The following is a 21,142-nucleotide window of genomic DNA, read 5'->3' as shown; positions in this document are numbered from 1 at the left end:
GTTCGGCGATAACAGCGTCGTTTTCAAGACGCGCCGGCAAAGCGCTTACGCCTTGCGCTCCCAGCGCCGGTCCGGCGTCTGCTGCCAGTAGGTGACCGCGTGGCCAGCCTCCTTCAGCACCTTCCAATGCATCCGCGCACCTTCTACCTGGGCCGCGTCATGGCCGTCGAACAGGAACACGGCGCGTTCGTAGCCGGCGAGATCGGCGGGTGCGGCGCCATCGACGAGGAAGCGTATCTGCGCCTGGTTGGGGTTGGCGTCGCTTGTGGTGAGCAGGATTGGCTGTTCGGCCGGATGGGCTTCACGGTCGGTCGCGTGCGCGAGGAACGAATCGTCCCTGAATGTCCACAGATGCAGGTCGAGCGCATCGCGCCGCTCCTCGGTCCCGGTCTGCACCACGGCGCGCCAGCCGCGATCGACGCTGCGCTCGAGCAGGCCGGGAAGCGCATCCTCCAGCGTCGATTCGGTCAGGTGGTAGAACAGGACATCGGCCATTCCCTGCCTTATCCCTCGTAATTGTCGCGCACCAGCCGGTCGAGCAGCCTGACGCCGAAACCCGAGCCCCAGGACTGGTTGATCTCGCTCGGCGGCGAGCCCATCGCGGTGCCGGCGATGTCGAGATGCGCCCACGGCGTTTCCTTGACGAAGCGCTGCAGGAACTGCGCGGCGATGATGGCGCCGCCATAGCGGCCGCCGATGTTCTTCATGTCGGCGTTCTTGGAATCGATCAGCTTGTCGTATTCGGGCCCAAGCGGCATGCGCCACAGCCGCTCCTGACTCGCCTGGCCGGCCGCCGTCAACCTGTCCGAAAGTTCGTCATTGTTGGAGAACAGGCCGGCATAATGCTGGCCGAGCGCGACCATGATGGCGCCGGTCAGCGTCGCCAGATTGACCATGAATTTCGGCTGGAAGCGGTCGTTGCAGTACCACAGCGCATCGGCCAGCACGAGGCGTCCTTCGGCGTCGGTGTTGAGCACCTCGATGGTCTGCCCCGACATCGAGGTGACGATGTCGCCGGGGCGCTGGGCATGGCCGTCGACGGCATTTTCCACCAGCCCGACGATGCCAACGACATTGGCCTTGGCCTTTCGCGCGGCCAGCGCCTGGATGAGCCCGATGACGGCCGCGGCGCCGCCCATGTCGCCCTTCATGTCTTCCATGCCGGAGGCCGGTTTCATCGAATTGCCGCCGGTGTCGAAGGTGACGCCCTTGCCGACGAAGGCGACCGGTGCGTCCTTGGCCTTGCCGCCCTTCCATTGCATGACAGCCATCCGGGCGCCGCGTGGCGAGCCTTGCGCGACACCGAGGAGCGAGCCCATGCCGAGCTTCTTCATTTCCTTCTCGGTGAGGATCTCGACCTCGACGCCGAGCGCTTCCAGTTCCTTGGCGCGGGCGGCAAATTCGATCGGGCCGAGCGTATTGGCCGGTTCGTTGACAAGGTCGCGCGCCAGAAGCACGCCGTCGATGACCGCAACCTCGTCGGCGAAGGCCTTTTTCGCCGCGGCAGGATCGGCGGTGTGGATGGTCACCTTGACCGGTTTCTTCGGCTCGGCATCGTCCTTGTCTTTCCTGGTCTTGTATTTGTCGAAGGAGTAGCTGCGCAGAATGATGCCGGCGGCAAGGTTCGCCGCTTGCCTGCCGCCAATCTTTGCGCCCGGCACATCGAGGATGACGGCCACCTCCGCTGCCTTGCGCAGGGACGCGGCGATGGTGCCGCCAAGCTTCAGCCAGGCAAAGTCATCGAGGCCGGCGACCTTGCCGGCGCCGACCGCCACCAGTCGGTCGAGCGATGTTCCCTGCGGCGCCAGTACTTCGACGACACCGGCGAATTTGCCGGAAAACTCCGCCACCGGAAACGCCCGCGCCAGCGTTCCTGCCGGGTCGCAGGCCTTTGCCGGTTCGCCAAGACCACCATCGTCGGCCGCCAGCACGAAGATGCTGCCCTTTTTGGGTGCGGCAAATTTGGCGAAGGCGATCAATGGTCTCAAAGTCATCAGGTCCTGCTTTCGGGAAACGGCTCAGATTTTCAGGAAAAATGCATTCTCAGGGAAGATGCGCGACATTTGGTCGTTTTCCTTGATTTGGCAAGACTTTGCCGGAATCGGGGCTCATATGCGCAACGGAATCGATAACGATTCGTCGCGGCACGGCCCCGCTTTCCTGCCGCAACCTGTTGTTAACCATCGATGTTCTCCCTTTCTTATCCATTGCCGCCGACACTCCGGCCTGCGGGACGGGCGATGTGGGACGGAGAATCGGATCGAACCGCCTGAAAGAAATGGCCAAACGCACCCAGTTGTACAGCCGCAGCCGGACGACTACCTTGTCCGCGGGCATGATGCCGTTCGGCAAATCGAGAAAAGCCTTACATGAAGGTCGTTGAACGCTACATCATGCGTCGCGCACTGGCGGTGTTTCTCGCTGCGCTGATCTGGACGCTGGCCATTGTCTGGACGACGCAGGTGCTTGCCCGCATCGACCTGGTCACCGATAGTGGCCAATCGGCGCTGACTTTTTTCGAGGTCGCGGGCCTCATCATCCCCACCATCATCCCGATCGTGGTGCCATTCGCCCTGGTGGTGGCGGTGGCCCAGACGCTCAGCGTCATGAACTCCGATTCGGAATTGGCCGTCATCAACGCCGCCGGCGCCTCGCGCTGGACGATTGTGCGGCCGGTCCTGCTGATCGCGCTGGCGGCCAGCGTCTTTTCCTTCGCGGTCGACAATGGCGTCGAACCCTATGCCAGGCAGAAGAACCGCCAGCTGATCGCATCCTCGCGCGCCGATCTCTTGTCGCTGATCATCCAGGAAGGCACGTTCCGCAAGATCGACGACGGGCTGTTCCTGCAGATAGGCGAGCGGCTGCCGGACAACCGGCTCGGCGGCATCTTCGTGGCCGATTCGCGCGAGGAAGGCGCCAATCTGATCTATTATGCCAAGAGCGGCAGCGTCGTCGAAAAGGGTGACGAGAAGGTGCTGATGATGAATGACGGCGTCATTCATCGCAAGACGCTGACCGGCGACCTGTCGGTCATCCGCTTCACGTCCTACGCCTTCGACCTTTCCGCCTTCATGTCGGCGGCGAACGATATCATGCTCCTGCCCAAGGACCGAACGACGCAATACCTGCTCAACCCGGATCCGAACGACAAGATCTTCCAGCGCAGGCCCGGCGCCTACAAGGCCGAGCTCGACCAGCGCTTTTCCGAATGGTCCTATTCGCTGGTGTTCGCGCTGATCGCGCTGGCCGTGGCAGGCGATGCGCGCTCACACCGCGAGGCGCGCATCCACCCGCTGATCACAGCCATCGCCATTGCGCTGTTCGTGCGCTGGCTGGGCTTCTTTGCCGCCGGCAAGGCCGACAAGATCCCGCAATACGCCTATATGGTCTATGGCGTGCCGGTCATCGCCTCGGCGGTCGCCATCTGGTTCATCGTCACCTCGCGAAGCATGGAACTGCCCGGCAGCTGGGCCGACTGGATGACGAATTTCGCCGGCCGCGTCAGCCATGGCTGGACGGCGCTCAAGCTGCGCCTCAATCGGCGCTACACATCCGGCCAGGGAGCCTGACGATGGGCTGGACCCTGGGCCGCTACTTCTTCTTTCGCTACGTGTCGATCACGATCTGGTTCTTCATCGGCCTTCTGGCGCTGGTGTTCCTGATCGACTTCACCGAGCTGTCCGGCCGCATCACCGGCCTGCCGGGCTTCACCTACGGCACGGCGGTCGCGATCTCGGCGCTGAGGATGCCAATGATCATGCTGCAGACGGTGCCGTTCGTCGGCCTGTTCTCGGCGATGGCGACGCTGGTCTCGCTCAACCGCAAATACGAGCTGGTGATTGCGCGCTCGGCCGGAGTGTCGGCCTGGCAGTTTCTGTTGCCCTGCTGCATCGGTGCGCTGTTATTCGGCATATTGTCGGTCGGCGTGCTCAATCCGATCGCCGCGCATGGCTTCTCATGGTCGGAGCAGATGGAAAACCAGCTGCGATCCGGCAATTCGAACGTGGTGGCGGCCGATGCCACGCCGTGGATCCGCCAGAAAACCAACTCGGGCGACACCATCATCGGCGCCCGCGCCATCCTGAACCAGGGCCTGGAAATGGCCGACACCGTGTTCTTCGTCCTCGATCCGCAGGGCAATATCGTCGAGCGCAAGGACGCGGCGCGGGCCTTTCTGCGCGACGGCTACTGGGAATTGCAGGACGTCAAGGTGTTCAAGGACGGCAACATCCGTTCCGAAACGACCGACCAGTTGCCGACCAACCTCAAGCCGGAATTCGTGCAGGAACGGCTGGCGCGCCCCGAAACCATCCCGTTTTACGACCTTCCCGGCAAGATTGAGGTTGCCCGCTCCTTCGGCCTCAAGGCAAATGCCTTCGCCATGCAGTTCGATTCGCTGGTGGCGTTACCGTTCCTGCTTGTGGCCATGACGCTGATTGCGGCAACAGTTTCAATGCGATTTGCGAGGATGGGGCAGTCGGCAACGATGATTCTGGGTGGCGTCCTCGCCGGCTTTCTGCTTTATGTCGTTTCGGTATTGGTCAAGGCATTCGGCGTGGCGGGATTCGTGCCCACAGCCGTGGCTGCATGGGTTCCGGTTGTCGTGGCTATGTTCTTTGGGGTGACATTCCTGCTATACAAGGAAGACGGCTAGTGAGGGAGGCGGCTTTGCGCAGCCATAGGCAGGCCGGTTTGGCGCGCCTCTATTCGGCGAGCGCCTTGGCATGCCTGCTCGCCTGTGGCGTGCTGACGGCCCCTGCGCTGGCGCAGGACGTCACCGACGTGGCAACGAAGGTTCCCTCCGGCTCCCAGATGCTGCTGGCGGCCGACACGCTCGTCTATAACAACGACAACCAGACGGTCACCGCCATCGGCGGCGTCCAGATCGACTATGGCGGCAACAAGCTCGTCGCCCAGCGCGTCGTCTATGATCGAAACACCAAGCGGCTGGTTGCCAGCGGCAATGTCGAGATCGTCAACAGCGACGGCACCAAGATCAACTCGCAGCATATCGATATTACCGACGATTTCGCTGACGGTTTCGTCAATGCGCTGCGCGTCGAAACGCCCGAAAAAGCCTATTTCGCCGCCGAAAGCGCCGAGCGCATGGGCGGGGTGCTGACAACGTTCCACAACGGCGTCTATACGGCCTGCGAGCCTTGCGAAGACAAGCCGGACAAGGCGCCGACCTGGCGGATCAAAGCCAGGAAGATCATCTGGAACGGCGAAAAGAAAACGGTTCGCTTCGAGAACGCGAATTTCGAGTTCTTCGGTTTCCCGCTGGCTTATCTGCCGGCGTTCGAGATCGCCGACCCGACGGTCAAGCGCAAAAGCGGCTTCCTGATCCCCAGCATCGGCTACAACAATCGTCTCGGCGTCGGCGTCAAAGTCCCCTACTACTTCGCTTTGTCGCCGACCTACGACCTCACCGTTACCGGCAGCGGCTACACCAAGCAGGGTTTCCTCGGCGAGGCCGAGTGGCGCCAGCGCTTCAACAATGGCCAATACACGCTGAAGCTTGCCGGAATCAACCAGCAGGACCCTGGCGCTTTCCGTGATTTCGCGGCTTTCCCCGGCGGCTACAATGTCAATTCGGGGCCAGCAGGCGATCCGAACAAATTCCGCGGGATGATGGGCACCAAAGGCCAGTTCGCCATCAATCCGCGCTGGGACTTCGGCTGGGATATCCTGCTTCAGACCGACAAGAATTTTTCGCGTACCTACACGATCGAAGGCTACAACGACGCCGTGCATCAATCGTCGGTCTACCTGACCGGCCTAAACGACCGCAATTATTTCGATGTGCGCGCCATGCGCTTCCAGGTTCAGGAAAACACACCGGACGGCAACGTCGCATCGCGCAGCGACAAGCAGCCCTGGGTGTTGCCATCGCTCGACTATGCCTACATTCCCGACATGTCGGTGGCCGGCGGCCAGCTGTCGTTCAACGTCAATGCGCGCATCATCCGCCGTGACGATCTCGATCAGGCCTATTTTACCCCCTATGTGCCGGGCTCAGGCGTCCAGCGCGTGCGCGGCATCGAGGGCGAATCCGGTCGCCTCACCGCCGAGGCCGAGTGGAAGCGTACCTTCACCACGGACGGCGGATTGCAGCTGACGCCGCTTCTGGCTCTGCAGGGCGACGTCGACTATCTCAACGCTTCTTCGGCTTCGCTGACTGCGGTAAACCAGATGGCGACGAATGTCGGTGCCGCCGACGACATGCGGTCTTCCTTCGCCCGTTACATGGCGACTGCCGGACTTGAAATGCGCTGGCCGGTGCTGTTCTCGATGACCGGCTCCAGCCATATCGTCGAACCGATGGCGCAGGTCTTCATGCGCCCGAACGAGCAGTATGTCGGCGGGCTCGCCGTTCCCAACGAGGATGCACAGAGCTTCGTCTTCGATGCCACGACGCTGTTCGAGCGCGACAAGTTCTCCGGCTACGACCGCGTCGAAGGCGGCAGCCGCGCCAATGTCGGCTTCCGCTATTCCGGCGCCTACGACAATGGCTGGGGCACCAATGCCATCTTCGGCCAATCCTACCAGCTGGGCGGCCGCAACTCCTTCAATTCGCCGGATCTGGTCAATGTCGGCGCCAATGTCGATGGCGCCGCCAATTCGGGCCTGGAGACTTCGACCTCCGACTATGTCGGCCTTGTCGGCTTCAGCAGCCCGAGCGGCTTCTCCGGTTCGCTCAGCGGCCGCTTCGACGAGCAGACCTTCGAAGTTCGCCGTGCCGAGGTGAAGGCCGCCTATTCCGGGCTGCCGGTTTCGCTGAGCGCCAAATACGCCTTCATCCAGGCGCAGCCCCTCTATGGTTTCACCACCGACCGCCACGAAGTCACGCTCGGCGCCTCGACACACCTGGCCGAAAACTGGCGCGTCTTCGGCACCGGCACCTACGACCTGCAACAAAGCGTGCTGGTCAAGGACGGCGTCGGCTTTGCCTACAATGATTCCTGCTTCACCTACCTGATGACGTACTCGGAATCACGCGACATCAACACCAAGGAAGTGTCGCAGAATGTCGGCTTCAACCTGTCGTTCCGCACGCTCGGCGATTTCGGCTCGTCCCAAAGCTCGATCGACTCCATCCAGTAGAGCCGGCTGACGACATCGTTTTGCCGCATAAAGCGGGCACGGATTTCGCCAATATCGGGCTGGAATCGGCCAAAACCGGGCTAGAATTGGGATGCTTTCGATGAGGAAATACCTGTTTTCGGCAGGATTCGCGCTCCTGTTCGCGGCGACCTCGGTCTCTGTCACCACGATGGTACCGCCGGCCTTCGCCAGTGAAATCAAGTATGTCGTCAACAACATGCCGATCACCACCGGCGACATCGCGCACCGGGCTGCCTTCCTGAAACTGCAGCGCAAGAAGGGTGACGCGGGTCAGGAAATGATCGACCAGACGCTGCGTATGGCGGAGGCCAGGCGTCTCGGCATCCGCATCTCCGACGCCCAGGTAGAGGCTGCCTATCAGCGCTTTGCCTCGAGCAACAAGATGCAGCTCAAGCAGCTCGACGGTGTCATGGCGCAGTCCGGCGTGACCAAGGAGCATTTCAAGGAATTCATCCGCTCCCAGATGGCGTGGAACCAGGCGCTGAGCGCACGCTACAGCGGCGGCGGCGGGGAGGTGAGCGAACAGGATCTGGTCAAGCGTATGCTCGAAAAAGGCGGCGCCAAGCCAAGCGCCACCGAGTACATGCTGCAGCAGGTGATCTTCGTGGTGCCGAAGGCCGAGCGCAGTGCCACACTCGCCAAACGCAAGCGCGAGGCCGAAGCCATGCGCGCCCGCTTCAATGGCTGCAACACCACGCGTGAATTCGCCAAGGGCCTGATCGACGTCACCGTTCGCGACCTCCCCCGATTGCTGGCGCCACAACTGCCGCCGGACTGGGCCGAGCAGATCAAGGCCACCAAGCTGGGCGGCGCCACGGCCGTGCGCGAGACCGATCGCGGCATTGAATTCATCGGCATCTGCTCGTCGCGCGAGGTTTCCGACGACAAGGCGGCCCAGATGGTGTTCCAGAGCGAAGGCAGCGGCGACAAGAACGCCGACGAGCTCTCGGCCAAATATGTCGAAGAGCTGAAGGCGAAAGCCAAGATCGTTACGCGCTGAACCGGCCCAGCCGTGCGTGAGACAGAGCTTCCGCTGGCGCTGAGCGTCGGCGATCCATCCGGCGTCGGTCCGGAAATCGCCATTGCCGCGTGGCAGAGCGCCCGCGGTTCCGGTGCCGCGCCCTTCTATCTTCTGGCCGATCCGGCGCTGATTGCCGCGCGGGCGCGCCGGCTCGGCGCGGCGGTGGCAATCGCCGAGACGGTGCCGGCCCAAGCAGCTGGTGTCTTTCAACACGCCTTGCCCGTGGTGCCGCTGGCGGCCCACTTCACCGACGATCCCGGCCGGCCCGACCCGGCCAATGCCGCCGGCATCATCGAGGCCATCGATCGCGCCGTCGCCGACTGCCTTGCCGGTCACGCGGCCGCGGTCGTCACCTGTCCGATCGCGAAGAAGCCGCTTTACGATGCCGGCTTCGGCTTTCCCGGTCACACCGAATATCTGGCGCATCTGGCCTCGCTCCACACCGGCGGCACGGTGACGCCGGTGATGCTGCTCGCCGGCCCCGAATTGCGCACCGTTCCGGTCACCATCCACATCGCGCTGGCCGAGGTGCCGAAGACGCTGACGACGGAGCTGATCGTTGCCATCGCGCGCATCACCGCCGGCGATCTTGCACGCCGTTTCGGCATCGCCAGGCCGAGGCTCGCGCTTGCCGGCCTCAATCCGCATGCCGGCGAAAGCGGCGCCATGGGGACAGAGGACGAGCGCATCATTCGTCCTGCGGTCGACATGTTGCGGGCGCAAGGCATCGATGCCTTCGGGCCGCTGCCGGCCGATACGATGTTTCATGCGCGCGCCCGCGCCGGCTACGACGTGGCGGTCTGCATGTATCATGACCAGGCGTTGATCCCGGCCAAGGCGCTGGCCTTCGACGAGGCCGTCAACGTCACGCTTGGCCTGCCGTTCATCCGCACCTCGCCCGATCACGGCACAGCCTTCGACATCGCCGGCAAGGGCATCGCACGTCCCGACAGCCTGATCGCGGCGCTGAAGCTGGCCCGCCGGCTGGCCGATACCGGCGCAAAGCCCGCAGCTGCATGAGCCCAAAATCATGAGCCCAAAATCATGAGCATTGACGGGCTGCCGCCGCTGCGCGAGGTGATCGAGCGCCATGGACTGCAGGCAAAGAAGGCGCTTGGCCAGAATTTCCTGCTCGACCTCAATTTGACCGGCAAGATCGCGCGGGTCGCCGGCGACCTCAGCGACAGCACGGTGATCGAGGTCGGCCCCGGCCCCGGCGGGCTGACCAGGGCGCTGCTCGCTGCCGGTGCCGGCCGCGTCGTCGCCATCGAGCGCGACGAACGCTGCCTTGCGGCCTTGGCCGAGGTCTCCAACCACTATCCGGGCCGGCTCGAGGTGATCAGCGGCGATGCGCTGAAGACGGATTTTGCCGCTCTTGCCAAGACCGCGTCACAAGACGGCCCGGTGAGGATTGCCGCCAACCTGCCCTACAATATCGGCACCGAGCTGTTGATCCGTTGGCTGACCGTGGCGGACTGGCCACCCTTCTATCAATCGATGACGCTGATGTTCCAGCGCGAGGTGGCCGAGCGCATTGTCGCCGGTGCCGGCAGCGATGCTTATGGCCGGCTCGGCGTGCTGGCGGGCTGGCGGACCGAGGCGAGGATCGCCTTCGACGTGCCGCCGCAAGCGTTCACGCCGCCACCCAAGGTAACGTCCTCGGTGGTGCATCTGGTGCCGCGCGCCAGCCCTTTGTCAACCGACGTGAAAAAACTCGGTCGCGTCACCGAAGCCGCTTTCGGCCAGCGCCGGAAAATGCTGCGGCAGAGCGTGAAGAGCCTGGGTGGCGAGGCACTGCTGACGCGCGCCGGCATCGATCCGACCCGGCGTGCGGAGACGCTCAGCGTCGAGGAATTCGTGCGGCTGACAAACGCGGTTTGACCGGCGGCGCTGGCGCGGCCGTGGACCCAAATCGCATTCTGTGTGACAGCGACGACAAGCAGCATATAGCGGCATGCAGTTGCCGGTGAGTCGCCGAGTTGATATTGTCGTCATATGAAAAAGAGTACCTCAAGCCACCGGCCGACCCAAAATGGCCAGTTTGTCCTGACCAGCGGCAGGGGCGAAAAAATCAGCGCGGTTGAAGGCTTGAAGCTATCGCAACGTATGGGCTTCATTCTGAAGGAAAGCCGTGAGCGCGGCCTGAGCGGGGATGAGCGCAGGGCGCTTATCAAGGACCAAGTAACCCGCAAGAAGTAGGATCGGCAGGTGGTCTATGCCGCTGAACATGATCCGCTGTGCTACCCAGGCACGACCGTTCTCCGCAACAGGCTGAATATCAAAGATCAGGCCCAACTCGATGAATTCGAGTTGGCACTTTTCCTGACCAGGGCCGACGAACATATCCCCGCAGGCCGTCTGGATTTCGAGCACCACAAGGCTGTCCATCATCACCTGTTCCAGGACGTTTATGAATGGGCGGGAGAGGTTCGCGCCATCCGCATCGGCAAGGGGGGCAACTGGTTCTGCTATCCTGAGTATATCAACCAGGAAATGCATAGAATTTTCGGCGAACTCGCCGACGGTGATTATCTCTGCGAACTCGACCTCGACGCCTTCGCCGTTCGGGCCGCGCATGTTTTGGCCGAAATCAATGCCGTCCACCCGTTTCGCGAAGGCAACGGCCGCACGCAGCTTACCTTTCTGGCAATGCTGATGGAGAATGCGGGATTCCCATTCAATGCCGATATGCTCGGTCGCGAAAACGTCCTGAATGCGATGATTGAGAGCTTTGCCGGCGAGGAAACCCCATTGGCAGAACTCATAAAAGATATCGCCAGCCAGTAACAGATGCCCACAGCGTCCATATTGCCAGATCGTTTGCCAAAGACGCCTTCATGGGACAGCCGGCCATCGGGGAACGACAGCTGCCTATTCCGTCTTCTCGTCCAGCAACCCCGAGACGAAATCGAACAGCCCGGGCCGGCGGTCGCGCCGCAGCCTTTCCGCCGTCACGATGCCACGCACTTCGGCGAAGGCGCGGTCGAGATCGTCGTTGACGATGACAAAGTCATATTCCTTCCAGTGCTCGATCTCGTTGCGGGCGTTCTTCAGCCTGGTCTCGATCACGTGCTCCTGGTCCTCGGCGCGGCGCTTGAGGCGCGACTTCAATTCCTTCATCGACGGCGGCAGGATGAAGATCGAGACGATGTCGGCGCGCATCTTCTCCTTGAGCTGCTGGGCGCCTTGCCAGTCGATGTCGAAGAGCATGTCACGGCCCTGCGCCAGCGCCAGTTCGGCCGGCTCGCGCGGCGTCGCGTAGCAATTGCCGTGCACCTCGGCCCATTCGAGCAACGCGTCGGAATCGCGCAGCCGCTCGAACTCGCGCGTGGTGCGGAAGTGATAGTGGACGCCCTCGATCTCCGAGCCGCGGCGTGGCCTGGTGGTGACCGAGACCGATAATTCCAGGCTGCCGTCGCTTTCCAGCAGGTTGCGCGCGATCGTCGACTTGCCGGCGCCCGACGGCGACGACAGGACCAGCATCAGCCCGCGGCGGCGAATGCGGGATCCGAGATCCCTGGCAACCATCGGCTCCTTGCCACCCATTCGGGTTTACTCCAGATTCTGGACCTGTTCGCGAAACTGGTCGACCACCGCCTTCAGTTCCAGCCCGATGGCGGTGACAGTGGCGGCGTTCGACTTGGAACACAGCGTATTCGATTCGCGGTTGAATTCCTGCGCCAGAAAATCGAGCTTGCGGCCGATGGCGCCGCCATTTGCCAGCAGCGCTCTGCCCGACGCCACATGCGTCTTCAGCCGATCGATCTCTTCACGGATATCGGCCTTGGTGGCCAGGAACGCCGCTTCCATGTGCAGCCGGCCGGCATCGAGATTGGCCGACGCATCCATCAGCAGCCGCACCTGTTCGGCGATCCGCTCGCGGATCGCCGCCGGTTCGCGCGACGGGTCGGCCTCGGCTTGAAGCGTCAACGCCTCGATGGCGTCGATATGGCCGGAAAGCAGCGAACGCAGCGCTTCGCCCTCGCTCTGGCGTGCCTGCTCGAGGCCTGTAAGCGCCGTTTCCAGTGCGGACAGGATTGACGCGTCGAGTGCTGCCCGCACCTCCTCGGTTTCGCTGGTTTCAGGGATATCGAGCACGCCGCGCAGGGAAAGCAGACCGTCGGCAGTTGCCGGACCAACACCGAACTGGTCCTGCAGCCGCTTGGCCAAGCCCGCCAGATCCCTGAGGAAGGCTTCGTTGACCACCGGCTGCGCCTGCTGGCCGGCGGCGCGGCCGACGGTCAGCGTCGCCTGGAAATTGCCACGCGAAAAGCGCTTCTGCAGCGTCTGCCGCACAGTCGGTTCGAGCCGCTCGAAACCTTGCGGCAGCCGCAACCTGACCTCGACGCTCTTGCCGTTGACCGACTTGACCTCCCAGGCGATCGAGGCGCCGTCATGTTCGGCAACAGTGCGTGCAAATCCGGTCATGCTCTGCAAATTCATGATGCGGCTCGTGTCTCCCTGATGGTCCGATTCTAACAATTGCGCATGCGTTCGATATCACGGGCAGCGCGAATGTCAGAATCGCAATACCGGCAAGATCTTGATTTCCGCTGTCGTTTCGATCTCGCTGGGCTGAAATCGAGAAGCAGAGGCACCCGAGCAAGACCGAAAACGCTTCGAACCCCGCTACTCGTTCAAAGCAGCAGCGCGTCCGCCTCTGTCCGCATCGCTTAAGGTCGATCCGTCTGAAAGCGCCGGCCTGCTACTGGGCGGCACCCGTATCGCCGGCATCACCGCTGTCACCGGCGGCATCGCCACTTGCGTCACCGTTGTCGTCGCCATCCGCCGGCGCATCGGTCTGGCCCGGAGTCTTGGCGCCCTTGGCGGCGTCTTCAGCCTGCTTCTTCTGCAGTGCCCGGTAGCGGGCAACGTTCTCATTGTGCTCGGCAAGCGTGGTGGCAAAGACGTGGCCGCCGGTGCCGTCGGCGACGAAATAGAGATCATCGGTCTTCGACGGGTTGGCGACGGCTTCGAGCGCGGCGCGGCCGGGATTGGCGATCGGCGTCGGCGGCAGGCCGTTGATCAGATAGGTGTTGTAAGGCGTCTGTTTCTGGATGTCAGATTGATAAATCGGCCGGTCGGCGGGTTTGCCCTTGCCGCCGAACAGGCCGTAAATGATGGTCGGATCGGATTGCAGCCGCATGCCCTTGGCCAGACGGTTGAGGAAGACGGCGGCAACGCGCGAGCGCTCGTCGCCCCGGCCGGTTTCCTTTTCGACGATCGAGGCCAAGGTGACGAAGTCGTCGACATTGGCCAGAGGCAGGTCGGGCGCGCGCCGCTGCCAGACCTCGTCGACCAGCTTCTTCTGGTCGGCGAGCAGCTTGTCGACCATCTGTTGGCGCGTGGCGCCGCGGGTAAAGCGCAGCGTGTCGGTGGCGAGGCTGCCCTCAGCCGGCTTGGCGGCCGGCATGTCGCCGGTCAGCGCATCCTGCTCGGCGATGCGCTGCAGCGCCTGCTCGACCGTCAGGCCCTCGGGAATGGTCAGCGAATACATCACCGACTTGCCGCTCTTCAGAAGCTCCATGATGTCGCGCATGGAGGCGCGCGGCTTTATCTCGTATTCGCCTGCCTTCAGCGCTGAATCATTGCCATAGACCCGCACGGCGATGCGGAAGATGCGGGCATCGCTGATCAGCCCACGCCGTTCGAGCTGGTCGGCAATATCCTGGACGCCGGTGCTCGGCTTGACCAGGAAGGTGTCGCCGGCCACCGACGGGCCCGGTTCGTTGAATGCCTGCTTGCCGAAATAGAGCGAAACGCCGGCGGCGAGGATCATCAACATCACCGCGGAGATGACGAAGTTCATGAACACGACGACTTGGCTGCGCGAGGCGCGCGAGCGCTTTGGTGGTGGTGTGCCGGCTTCCGGGCGCAAAGCTTCGGCCGCGGTCTTCGGCACGATCGGGCCGGTCTGCTGGTTTTGTCCGAATTGTCCGCTGCCGCCCGGATTGGTGTTCATTAGCGCCCTACCATCTGATCTCTTAGAGCGACCATGCGCCCGATTGGACGCACAGCGTGCCCTAACATTTCAAGCCTACGCATCGTGCTTTTAAAAAAGCGCCTTCGGTTTCAGGCCGATGCGACGAATCCCCAGCGGCAGAGTAGGCTTGAATATGGCAAAATTGACGACAGACCGCTGGCGCGCCGGTCGATACCGCAATCAGCCTGTATAACGCTGGAATACCAGCGAAGCGTTGGTGCCGCCGAAGCCGAAGGAGTTGGACAGCGCCACGTCGACCTGGCGATGCCGTGGCGTGTTCGGAACAAGGTCGATCGCGGTTTCGCGTTCCGGGTTGTCAAGATTGATGGTGGCTGGCGCGATGTTGTCTCTGATAGCGAGGATCGAAAAGATCGCCTCGGCGGCACCCGCGGCACCCAGGAGATGGCCGATCGACGACTTGGTCGACGACATCGAGATTTTCGAGGCGGCGTTGCCGACCAGCCGCTCGACGGCGCCGAGTTCGATCGTGTCGGCCATGGTCGAGGTGCCGTGCGCGTTGATGTAGTCGACGTCGGCGGGCGTCAGCTTGGCCCGGTTCAGCGCCGCCGTCATGCAGCGGAAGGCGCCGTCGCCGTCTTCGGCCGGTGCAGTGATGTGATAGGCATCGCCGGTCAGGCCGTAGCCGGTGACCTCGGCATAGATCTTGGCGCCGCGCGCCTTGGCGTGTTCGAGTTCTTCCAGCACGACGACCCCGGCGCCCTCGCCCATCACGAAGCCGTCACGGTCGCGGTCATAGGGACGCGAGGCCTTCTCAGGCGTGTCGTTGCGGTCGGTGGACAGTGCCCGGCAAGCAGCGAAGCCGGCAAGCGATAGTCTGGTCACCGGCGATTCCGCGCCGCCGGCCAGCATCACGTCGGCATCGCCGAAGATGATCAGCCGGGCGGCATCGCCAATGGCGTGCGCGCCGGTCGAGCAGGCGGTGACGACGGCGTGGTTGGGGCCTTTCAGCCCATGCCGGATCGATACCTGGCCAGATACCAGGTTGATAATGTTGCCGGGAATGAAGAATGGACTGATACGGCGCGGTCCGCGCTCTTTCAGGATGATAGCGTTCTCGGCGATGCCCTCGAGGCCGCCAATGCCGGAGCCGATCATGACGCCGGTGGCGCAGCGCTCGGCTTCGGTGCTGGGCTCCCAGCCGGAATCCTTCAGCGCTTCGTCGGCGGCCGCAATCCCGTAAAGGATGAAGTCGCCGATCTTGCGCAGTTCCTTGGGCTCGAGCACGGCTTCGGGATTGAGCGTGCCGTTGGTGCCGTCACCGCGCGGAATGACGTGGGCGATCTTGCAGGCAAGATCTTCCACTTCGAACTCGGTGACGCGCTTGGCGGCGCTGCGGCCGGTCAGAAGTTCCTTCCAGCTGTGCTCGAAGCCCATGCCGAACGGCGAAACCAGGCCAAGGCCCGTGACGACGACACGCCTCATCGCAGGTCCTCCCCGGTGATGACTGCGGATAGTGTCAGGCCGAAGCCTTGTCGATGTACTTCACGGCATCGCCGACGGTCAGGATGGTCTCGGCCGCATCGTCCGGAATCTCGACGCCGAACTCTTCTTCGAAGGCCATGACGAGTTCGACCGTGTCGAGGCTGTCCGCGCCCAGATCATCGATGAAGCTCGCCTGCTCCGTCACCTTGTCGGCATCGACGCCAAGATGTTCGATGACGATCTTCTTGACGCGCTCTGCGGTGTCACTCATTTGGGGCATCCTCGTCTTTTGTTTGTCTGTCTTCGTTAGCGGGCAGAATGCCGCTAATCAAGCTGAAAGATGGTCCTGCCGGAAACGCAACGATGCCGGACCGGTTTTTGCCCGAACCGCCGGGTTGCGGGCCGCATTACACGAAAAATGGCTGAGGTCCAAGGCGAAATGGTCTCTTTTCACAAGCCGGCCATGTCTTCTTATCACCCGGCAATATCCTGTCAGATCATGGCCATGCCACCGTTGACATGGATGGTCTGGCCGGTGACGTAGGCTGCCTCGTTGGAGGCGAGATAGGCGACGGCCGACGCCACTTCAACACTCGTGCCCATGCGGCGCGTCGGGATCGCGGCCATTATCGCGTCTTTCTGCTTGTCGTTGAGCTTGTCGGTCATGGCCGATTCGATAAAGCCCGGGGCGACGCAGTTGACGGTGATGTTGCGGGTGGCGATCTCCTGCGCCAGCGACTTGGAAAAGCCGATCATGCCGGCCTTGGAGGCGCAATAATTGGTCTGACCAGGATTGCCGGTGACGCCGACCACCGAGGTGATGTTGATGATGCGGCCATGGCGGCGGCGCATCATCGGATGGGTCAGCTCGCGGGTCAGCCGGAACACGGCGGTGAGGTTCACCTCCAGCACGCTGTCCCAATCCGCGTCCGCCATGCGCACGAACAGGCCGTCCTTGGTGATGCCGGCATTGTTGACCAGTATGTCGACGCCTTCGAGTTCGGCTTCGGCCTTCTGGCCAAGCGCCTTGACCTCGTCACGGTCGGCAAGATTGGCCGGGAACAGCTTTACCCGGTCGCCGAGTTCGCCGGCCAGGGTCTCCAGTTTCTCGATGCGGGTGCCGTGCAAGCCGACAATGGCGCCTTGCGCATGCAGCACCCGGGCAATCGCCTCGCCAATGCCGCCCGATGCGCCGGTGACGAGCGCCTTGCGGCCGGTCAGTTCGAACATTTTCGTCTCCTGATCTTAAGAGAACACCCTTCCCACGGGAGGGGTTGAATCGCCAGTGGATTATGCAAGCGCGGCCAGCGCCGCCTCGACATCGGCCGGCGTGCCGACGGCCGATGTGGCGATGTCGCGGCTGATCCGCCGCGCCAGGCCGGAAAGCACCTTGCCGGCGCCGATCTCAAACAGCGTGGCGACGCCATTGGCGCCGAACCACTCCACCGTTTCGCGCCAGCGCACGCGGCCGGTGATCTGCTCGACCAGGCGGCGCGCGATCTCGTCGGGGTCGCTGGTCGGGACTACAGTGACGTTGGAGACGACGGGCACCACCGGTGCATTCTTGGTCACCCCGGCCAGCGCCTCGCGCATGACATCGGCCGCCGGCGCCATCAGCGCCGAATGGAAGGGGGCCGAGACCTGCAGCATCAGCGCCCGCTTCGCGCCCTTTTCGGTGCACAGTTTCGCGGCGAGTTCCACCGCCGCCCTGGCGCCGGAGATCACCAGCTGGCCGCCGCCATTGTCGTTGGCGATCTGGCAGACTTTGCCGGATCCCGTTGCGGCCTCGGTGCAAGCGGCTTCGACGTCGGGCTGTTCCAGTCCGATGATCGCCGCCATGGCGCCCTCGCCGGCCGGCACCGCCGCCTGCATGGCGTTGCCGCGGATGCGCAGCAGCCGGGCGGCATCGGCGACCGAAACGAAACCGGCCGCGGCAAGGGCGGAATATTCGCCGAGCGAATGACCGGAAACGTAGGCAACCTTGTCCTTCAGCGAAAAGCCGCGCGCTTCCAGCGAGCGGATTCCCGCCAGCGAGACCGCCATCAGCGCCGGCTGGGCATTGGCAGTCAGGGTCAGCGCCTCTTCCGGGCCTTCCCAGATCAGTTTCGACAGCTTTTCGCCCAACGCATCATCGACTTCCTCGAACACCCTGCGTGCCTCGGGGAAGGCGTCGGCGAGGTCCTTGCCCATGCCGACAGCCTGACTGCCCTGTCCCGGAAAGGTGAATGCGACGGCCATTTGGGCGCTCTCCAGCGGCTGATTTTTCCTGCCTGTGACGCAAGGCGGACCGTCAAGTCAAGCCCGGAGGCGGCATTTCCGCTCTCGCTTGAACCGGAGCTGACCTCGAGTCCCTGTTCCCAAAGGCTTTTTGCCGATCACACCTGATGAAAACCGCTCACGAATCGTTTGCTGGCTCTTCTTATTTTCGCCACAGGCGCTAGCTTTTGCATGACAGTTCTATGACAGAACGGTGGCGCGAGTGGAAATGCGCGTTGCTTGGGCCGGGGGAAGAGACGTGGCTAGGATCAGGAAGGGCGCGGCCGTACCCGCGCCACAGTTCTTGGAAGACGATCCGTCCACCGGCTACCTGCCGGGGCGCAGATGGCCGGTCATCCGCTACGGTCTGGTCACGCTGCTTGCCTCCGCCATCCTGGTGTTCGCCATCGAATGGATCGTGCGCGGCGACTTCTTCGGCACAGTCGACTTCTTCCTGCAGCCATTCAAGCCGGGCTGGACCACCATCATTGTCTTTGCATTGGTGCTGATGGGACTGGACGCCGTGCTTGGCCGCAGTCACCAGAGCCTGATGATCGTGGCGCCGCTGACGCTGGCGCTGGCCTTTGTCGGGCATCAGAAGTCGCATTATCTCGGCGATCCGCTCTACCCAACCGATTTTCTTTATTCGCGCCAGATCATGGCACTGATGCCGCTCCTGGTGCGCGAGCGGCCCTGGACGGCGCTCGCCATGGCGGTCGGCATCGTCGCCGGCCTGTCGCTGCTGATCTATGGCTGGCGGTTGTGGCGCCGCAAGGTTCCGATCCTCAGCCGCAAAGGGCGGCTGGCGCGGCTGACGCTGGCAGTGCCGCTGCTCGCCTTCTTCGTCTCGATCATGGACTACGCCACCTTCTCGTGGACCCGCGACCGGCTGCAGATCATCCCGATCATGTGGGACCAGAAGGAGAACTACGCCTCCAACGGGTTTGCGCTGGCCTTCGCGCTCAACGTGCCGATGGCGCATGTCTCGGCGCCGGCGGGCTATTCCGACAAGGCGATCGACGCGATCGACAGGCCTGATGTGACGGCCTCGGTACCGGATGAGAAACCCGACATCATCGTGGTGATGAGCGAATCTTTCTGGGATCCGACCAAGCTGCCCGGCGTCACAATCACGCCTGACCCGATCCCCAATGTGCGGGCGCTGCGTTCCGGCTATATGTTCTCGCCGGAATTCGGCGGCATGACCGCCAACATCGAATTCGAGGCGCTGACCGGCTTTTCCAATGCCTTCCTGCCGGCGGGCTCGATCCCCTATCAGCAATATGTGCGCACGCCGACGCCGTCGCTGGCGACCTTCCTGAAAAGCGAGGGATACCGGGCGCGCGCCATCCATCCGGGCACCAACTGGTTCTGGAACAGGGGCGCCGTCTATGCCGATTTCGGCTTCAACGATTTCCGCTCGGAAGAGACGCTGCCGCCACTGGAAAAGCGCGGGCCGCTGGCTTCCGATGCCTCGATGACCGACGAGATCATCGCAGAGGCCGACGCCAGCGAGCGGCCGGTGTTCTTCTTCGCCGTCAGCCTGCAGAACCACGGTCCCTACGAGCCGTACCGCTATTACAATCCGACCCACAAGGTCGCGGCACCGATCAGCACATGGGCGCGGGAATCGCTGCTCAGCTACGCCGAAGGCTCCGCCGATGCCGACCGTGGCCTCGAACGATTGATCGAATGGGCGAAGAAGCGCGAGCGGCCGACGGTCATCGCCTTCTTCGGCGACCATCTGCCGCCGCTCGGCCCCGTCTATGTCGAAACCGGTTACCTGAAGGACAATGTCGCGCCGCGCAAGGAACCGACGCCCGAGGCGGCACTGGAGCATCATCAGACGCCGCTGGTCATCTGGTCTAACCGCACCGGTCCGGCGCAGGATATGGGCGCCGTGAGCCCGGCCTTCCTGCCCTACCATATCCTTACCACGGCCGGGATCACGCACCCCTACTATACCGGCTTCTTAGGCGCGCTGCGCGAACGCTATCGCGTCGTGGATCGCAATCTGCTTTTGACACCGTCAGGTGAGGCCACGGCGGACTGGGCGCGGCAGAAGGACATCGATCCGGCGATCAACGATTTCCGCCTGCTGCAATACGATATGATGTTCGGCAAGCGTAAGGCGGCTCCGGACTTCTTCCCCGAAACGATCAACGGTCGTACCCCGCATACGAGTTGATGCCTGGTCTTTTCCAACCCTGCGACGCCAGGACGCTGTCCGGAGCATGCGTTACCCTTGCCTTCCAGCCAAATTGCTATATAGACGCCCGCAATCTGCCGGTCCTTGCTGGGGGCTGAACGGAGGGCCGGAGGTTTTATCCAAAACCTTCGTGTGAAGCCAGAAGCGCTTCCGCCTCCCGTGTCTCCGCTCTCGACCGTCTCGAAATGCTCCTTTCTTCCTCGCCCCCTCGGGACCAGCGGGTCAGAGAAGTTGCAGAGGCTTTTGCCGCGAGGATCCGGGAGAGAAACGAAGAAAGGCACTGAACCACTATGGCTCTATACGAACATGTGTTCCTTGCCCGGCAGGACCTCTCGCAGCAGCAGGTCGATGCGCTTGTCGAACAGTACAAGGGCGTCATCTCCGCAAATGGCGGGTCCGTCGGCCGGGTCGAGAACTGGGGACTGAAGTCCCTCACCTACCGGGTCAACAAGAACCGGAAGGCTTACTACACGCTTATGGACCTCAACTGCCCGCCGGCAGCGCTCAACGAGATGGAGCGCCAGATGGGCCTGTCCGAGGACGTGCTGCGTTTCCTGACCGTCAAGGTCGAGGCGCATGAGGAAGGCCCGTCGGCCATGATGCAGAAGCGCGAAGAGCGCTCGGAACGCGGCGGCTTCGGCGACCGCGACCGTGGTGATCGTGGTCCGCGCTCGTTCGGCGACCGTGATCGCGGCGACCGTGGCGATCGTCCGCCGCGCTCATTTGGCGACGCCGGTGGTGATCGTGGTCCGCGCCGTCCGCGCGAAGGCGTTGAAGGAGGTGCAGAATAATGGTCGACATCAATCAGATCCCGACCCGGCGCCCGTTCCATCGCCGCCGCAAGACCTGCCCGTTCTCCGGCGCCAACGCGCCCAAGATCGACTACAAGGACGTGCGTCTTCTGCAGCGCTACATTTCCGAGCGCGGCAAGATCGTGCCGTCGCGCATCACCGCCGTCAGCCAGAAGAAGCAGCGCGAACTCGCCAAGGCGATCAAGCGCGCCCGCTTCCTCGGCCTGCTGCCCTACGTGGTTCGCTAAGACTTTCGGGCGGGCGGTTCGCCGCCCGCTTCCTTCTCCCACGGCGACGGGCGCCGCAGGGGTAAT

21 protein-coding genes are annotated in these 21,142 nt (G+C 63.1%); 11 read left to right on the top strand and 10 right to left on the bottom strand.

Annotation, left to right across the window (positions count from 1 at the left end; all coding sequences use genetic code 11):
• Positions 1-45: 45 nt before the first annotated feature.
• From ACYG97_RS02945 to ACYG97_RS02935, 3 genes are read right to left on the bottom strand one after another with little or no spacing between them, the layout of a single operon-like run.
• Positions 46-495, bottom strand: coding sequence for a DNA polymerase III subunit chi (locus ACYG97_RS02945; RefSeq protein WP_023733866.1), 450 nt, complete (start codon positions 493-495; stop codon positions 46-48).
• A gap of 8 nt (positions 496-503) precedes the next feature.
• Entirely contained in the window at positions 504-1,994 is a 1,491-nt protein-coding gene (locus ACYG97_RS02940; protein ID WP_023733865.1) for a leucyl aminopeptidase, read from the bottom strand.
• A gap of 49 nt (positions 1,995-2,043) precedes the next feature.
• Positions 2,044-2,337, bottom strand: a complete 294-nt coding sequence (locus ACYG97_RS02935; protein WP_156935527.1) for a hypothetical protein — start codon at positions 2,335-2,337, stop codon at positions 2,044-2,046.
• Between the two features lie 32 nt (positions 2,338-2,369).
• On the opposite strand from ACYG97_RS02935, the gene lptF reads away from it, so the two are divergent.
• The 8 genes from lptF (at position 2,370) to ACYG97_RS02895 (ending at position 10,933) form a co-directional block, all read left to right on the top strand.
• Positions 2,370-3,569 (top strand): LPS export ABC transporter permease LptF, encoded by a 1,200-nt coding sequence (gene lptF / locus ACYG97_RS02930; RefSeq protein ID WP_023733864.1) that lies wholly within the window; start codon positions 2,370-2,372, stop codon positions 3,567-3,569.
• Positions 3,570-3,571: 2 nt separating this feature from the next.
• Complete coding sequence (lptG, locus tag ACYG97_RS02925) at positions 3,572-4,654, top strand: LPS export ABC transporter permease LptG (protein ID WP_023702945.1); 1,083 nt, start codon at positions 3,572-3,574, stop codon at positions 4,652-4,654.
• On the top strand, positions 4,654-7,104 hold the full coding sequence (locus tag ACYG97_RS02920) for an LPS-assembly protein LptD (RefSeq protein WP_023733863.1): 2,451 nt from the start codon (positions 4,654-4,656) through the stop codon (positions 7,102-7,104). The genes lptG and ACYG97_RS02920 overlap by 1 nt, the downstream gene beginning before the upstream one ends.
• A gap of 91 nt (positions 7,105-7,195) precedes the next feature.
• Positions 7,196-8,125, top strand: a complete 930-nt coding sequence (locus tag ACYG97_RS02915; RefSeq protein WP_023685693.1) for a peptidylprolyl isomerase — start codon at positions 7,196-7,198, stop codon at positions 8,123-8,125.
• Positions 8,126-8,137: 12 nt separating this feature from the next.
• Positions 8,138-9,166: a 4-hydroxythreonine-4-phosphate dehydrogenase PdxA gene (gene pdxA / locus ACYG97_RS02910; RefSeq protein WP_031195193.1), complete on the top strand. Its 1,029-nt coding sequence runs from the start codon at positions 8,138-8,140 to the stop codon at positions 9,164-9,166.
• Positions 9,167-9,190: 24 nt separating this feature from the next.
• The gene (gene rsmA / locus ACYG97_RS02905; protein WP_023705356.1) at positions 9,191-10,027 is read left to right on the top strand and encodes a 16S rRNA (adenine(1518)-N(6)/adenine(1519)-N(6))-dimethyltransferase RsmA; all 837 of its coding nucleotides are present in this window, start codon (positions 9,191-9,193) and stop codon (positions 10,025-10,027) included.
• 114 nt (positions 10,028-10,141) lie between these two features.
• Positions 10,142-10,345 carry a hypothetical protein gene (locus ACYG97_RS02900; protein WP_023733861.1) on the top strand — a complete coding sequence of 68 codons (204 nt, stop codon included), beginning with the start codon at positions 10,142-10,144 and terminating at the stop codon, positions 10,343-10,345.
• A gap of 9 nt (positions 10,346-10,354) precedes the next feature.
• Complete coding sequence (locus ACYG97_RS02895) at positions 10,355-10,933, top strand: Fic/DOC family protein (RefSeq protein ID WP_023733860.1); 579 nt, start codon at positions 10,355-10,357, stop codon at positions 10,931-10,933.
• Positions 10,934-11,017: 84 nt separating this feature from the next.
• Here ACYG97_RS02895 and gmk read toward each other — a convergent pair whose 3' ends face one another.
• The 7 genes from gmk to fabD form a co-directional block, all read right to left on the bottom strand.
• Entirely contained in the window at positions 11,018-11,692 is a 675-nt protein-coding gene (gmk, locus tag ACYG97_RS02890) for a guanylate kinase (RefSeq protein ID WP_023672729.1), read from the bottom strand.
• A gap of 6 nt (positions 11,693-11,698) precedes the next feature.
• Complete coding sequence (locus ACYG97_RS02885; protein WP_023695597.1) at positions 11,699-12,589, bottom strand: YicC/YloC family endoribonuclease; 891 nt, start codon at positions 12,587-12,589, stop codon at positions 11,699-11,701.
• Between the two features lie 262 nt (positions 12,590-12,851).
• A complete protein-coding gene (gene mltG / locus ACYG97_RS02880; RefSeq protein ID WP_023715070.1) occupies positions 12,852-14,108 on the bottom strand; it encodes an endolytic transglycosylase MltG in 1,257 nt (418 codons plus the stop codon).
• 201 nt (positions 14,109-14,309) lie between these two features.
• Positions 14,310-15,572, bottom strand: coding sequence for a beta-ketoacyl-ACP synthase II (fabF, locus tag ACYG97_RS02875; RefSeq protein WP_023685687.1), 1,263 nt, complete (start codon positions 15,570-15,572; stop codon positions 14,310-14,312).
• Positions 15,573-15,606: 34 nt separating this feature from the next.
• Positions 15,607-15,843: an acyl carrier protein gene (locus tag ACYG97_RS02870; RefSeq protein ID WP_006203723.1), complete on the bottom strand. Its 237-nt coding sequence runs from the start codon at positions 15,841-15,843 to the stop codon at positions 15,607-15,609.
• Positions 15,844-16,064: 221 nt separating this feature from the next.
• Positions 16,065-16,802, bottom strand: a complete 738-nt coding sequence (gene fabG / locus ACYG97_RS02865; protein WP_023685686.1) for a 3-oxoacyl-[acyl-carrier-protein] reductase — start codon at positions 16,800-16,802, stop codon at positions 16,065-16,067.
• 60 nt (positions 16,803-16,862) lie between these two features.
• Complete coding sequence (fabD, locus tag ACYG97_RS02860; protein WP_023733859.1) at positions 16,863-17,810, bottom strand: ACP S-malonyltransferase; 948 nt, start codon at positions 17,808-17,810, stop codon at positions 16,863-16,865.
• Between the two features lie 277 nt (positions 17,811-18,087).
• Between fabD and ACYG97_RS02855 the strand changes: the two genes are divergently transcribed.
• The 3 genes from ACYG97_RS02855 (at position 18,088) to rpsR (ending at position 21,076) form a co-directional block, all read left to right on the top strand.
• Positions 18,088-20,016 (top strand): LTA synthase family protein, encoded by a 1,929-nt coding sequence (locus ACYG97_RS02855; RefSeq protein ID WP_023733858.1) that lies wholly within the window; start codon positions 18,088-18,090, stop codon positions 20,014-20,016.
• Positions 20,017-20,327: 311 nt separating this feature from the next.
• On the top strand, positions 20,328-20,828 hold the full coding sequence (gene rpsF / locus ACYG97_RS02850; RefSeq protein WP_023672722.1) for a 30S ribosomal protein S6: 501 nt from the start codon (positions 20,328-20,330) through the stop codon (positions 20,826-20,828).
• Entirely contained in the window at positions 20,828-21,076 is a 249-nt protein-coding gene (gene rpsR / locus ACYG97_RS02845) for a 30S ribosomal protein S18 (RefSeq protein WP_006203718.1), read from the top strand. The genes rpsF and rpsR overlap by 1 nt, the downstream gene beginning before the upstream one ends.
• The last annotated feature ends 66 nt before the right edge of the window (positions 21,077-21,142 follow it).

Source organism: Mesorhizobium sp. W067 (assembly GCF_054719525.1).
This window is presented reverse-complemented; position numbering and strand designations above follow the sequence as displayed.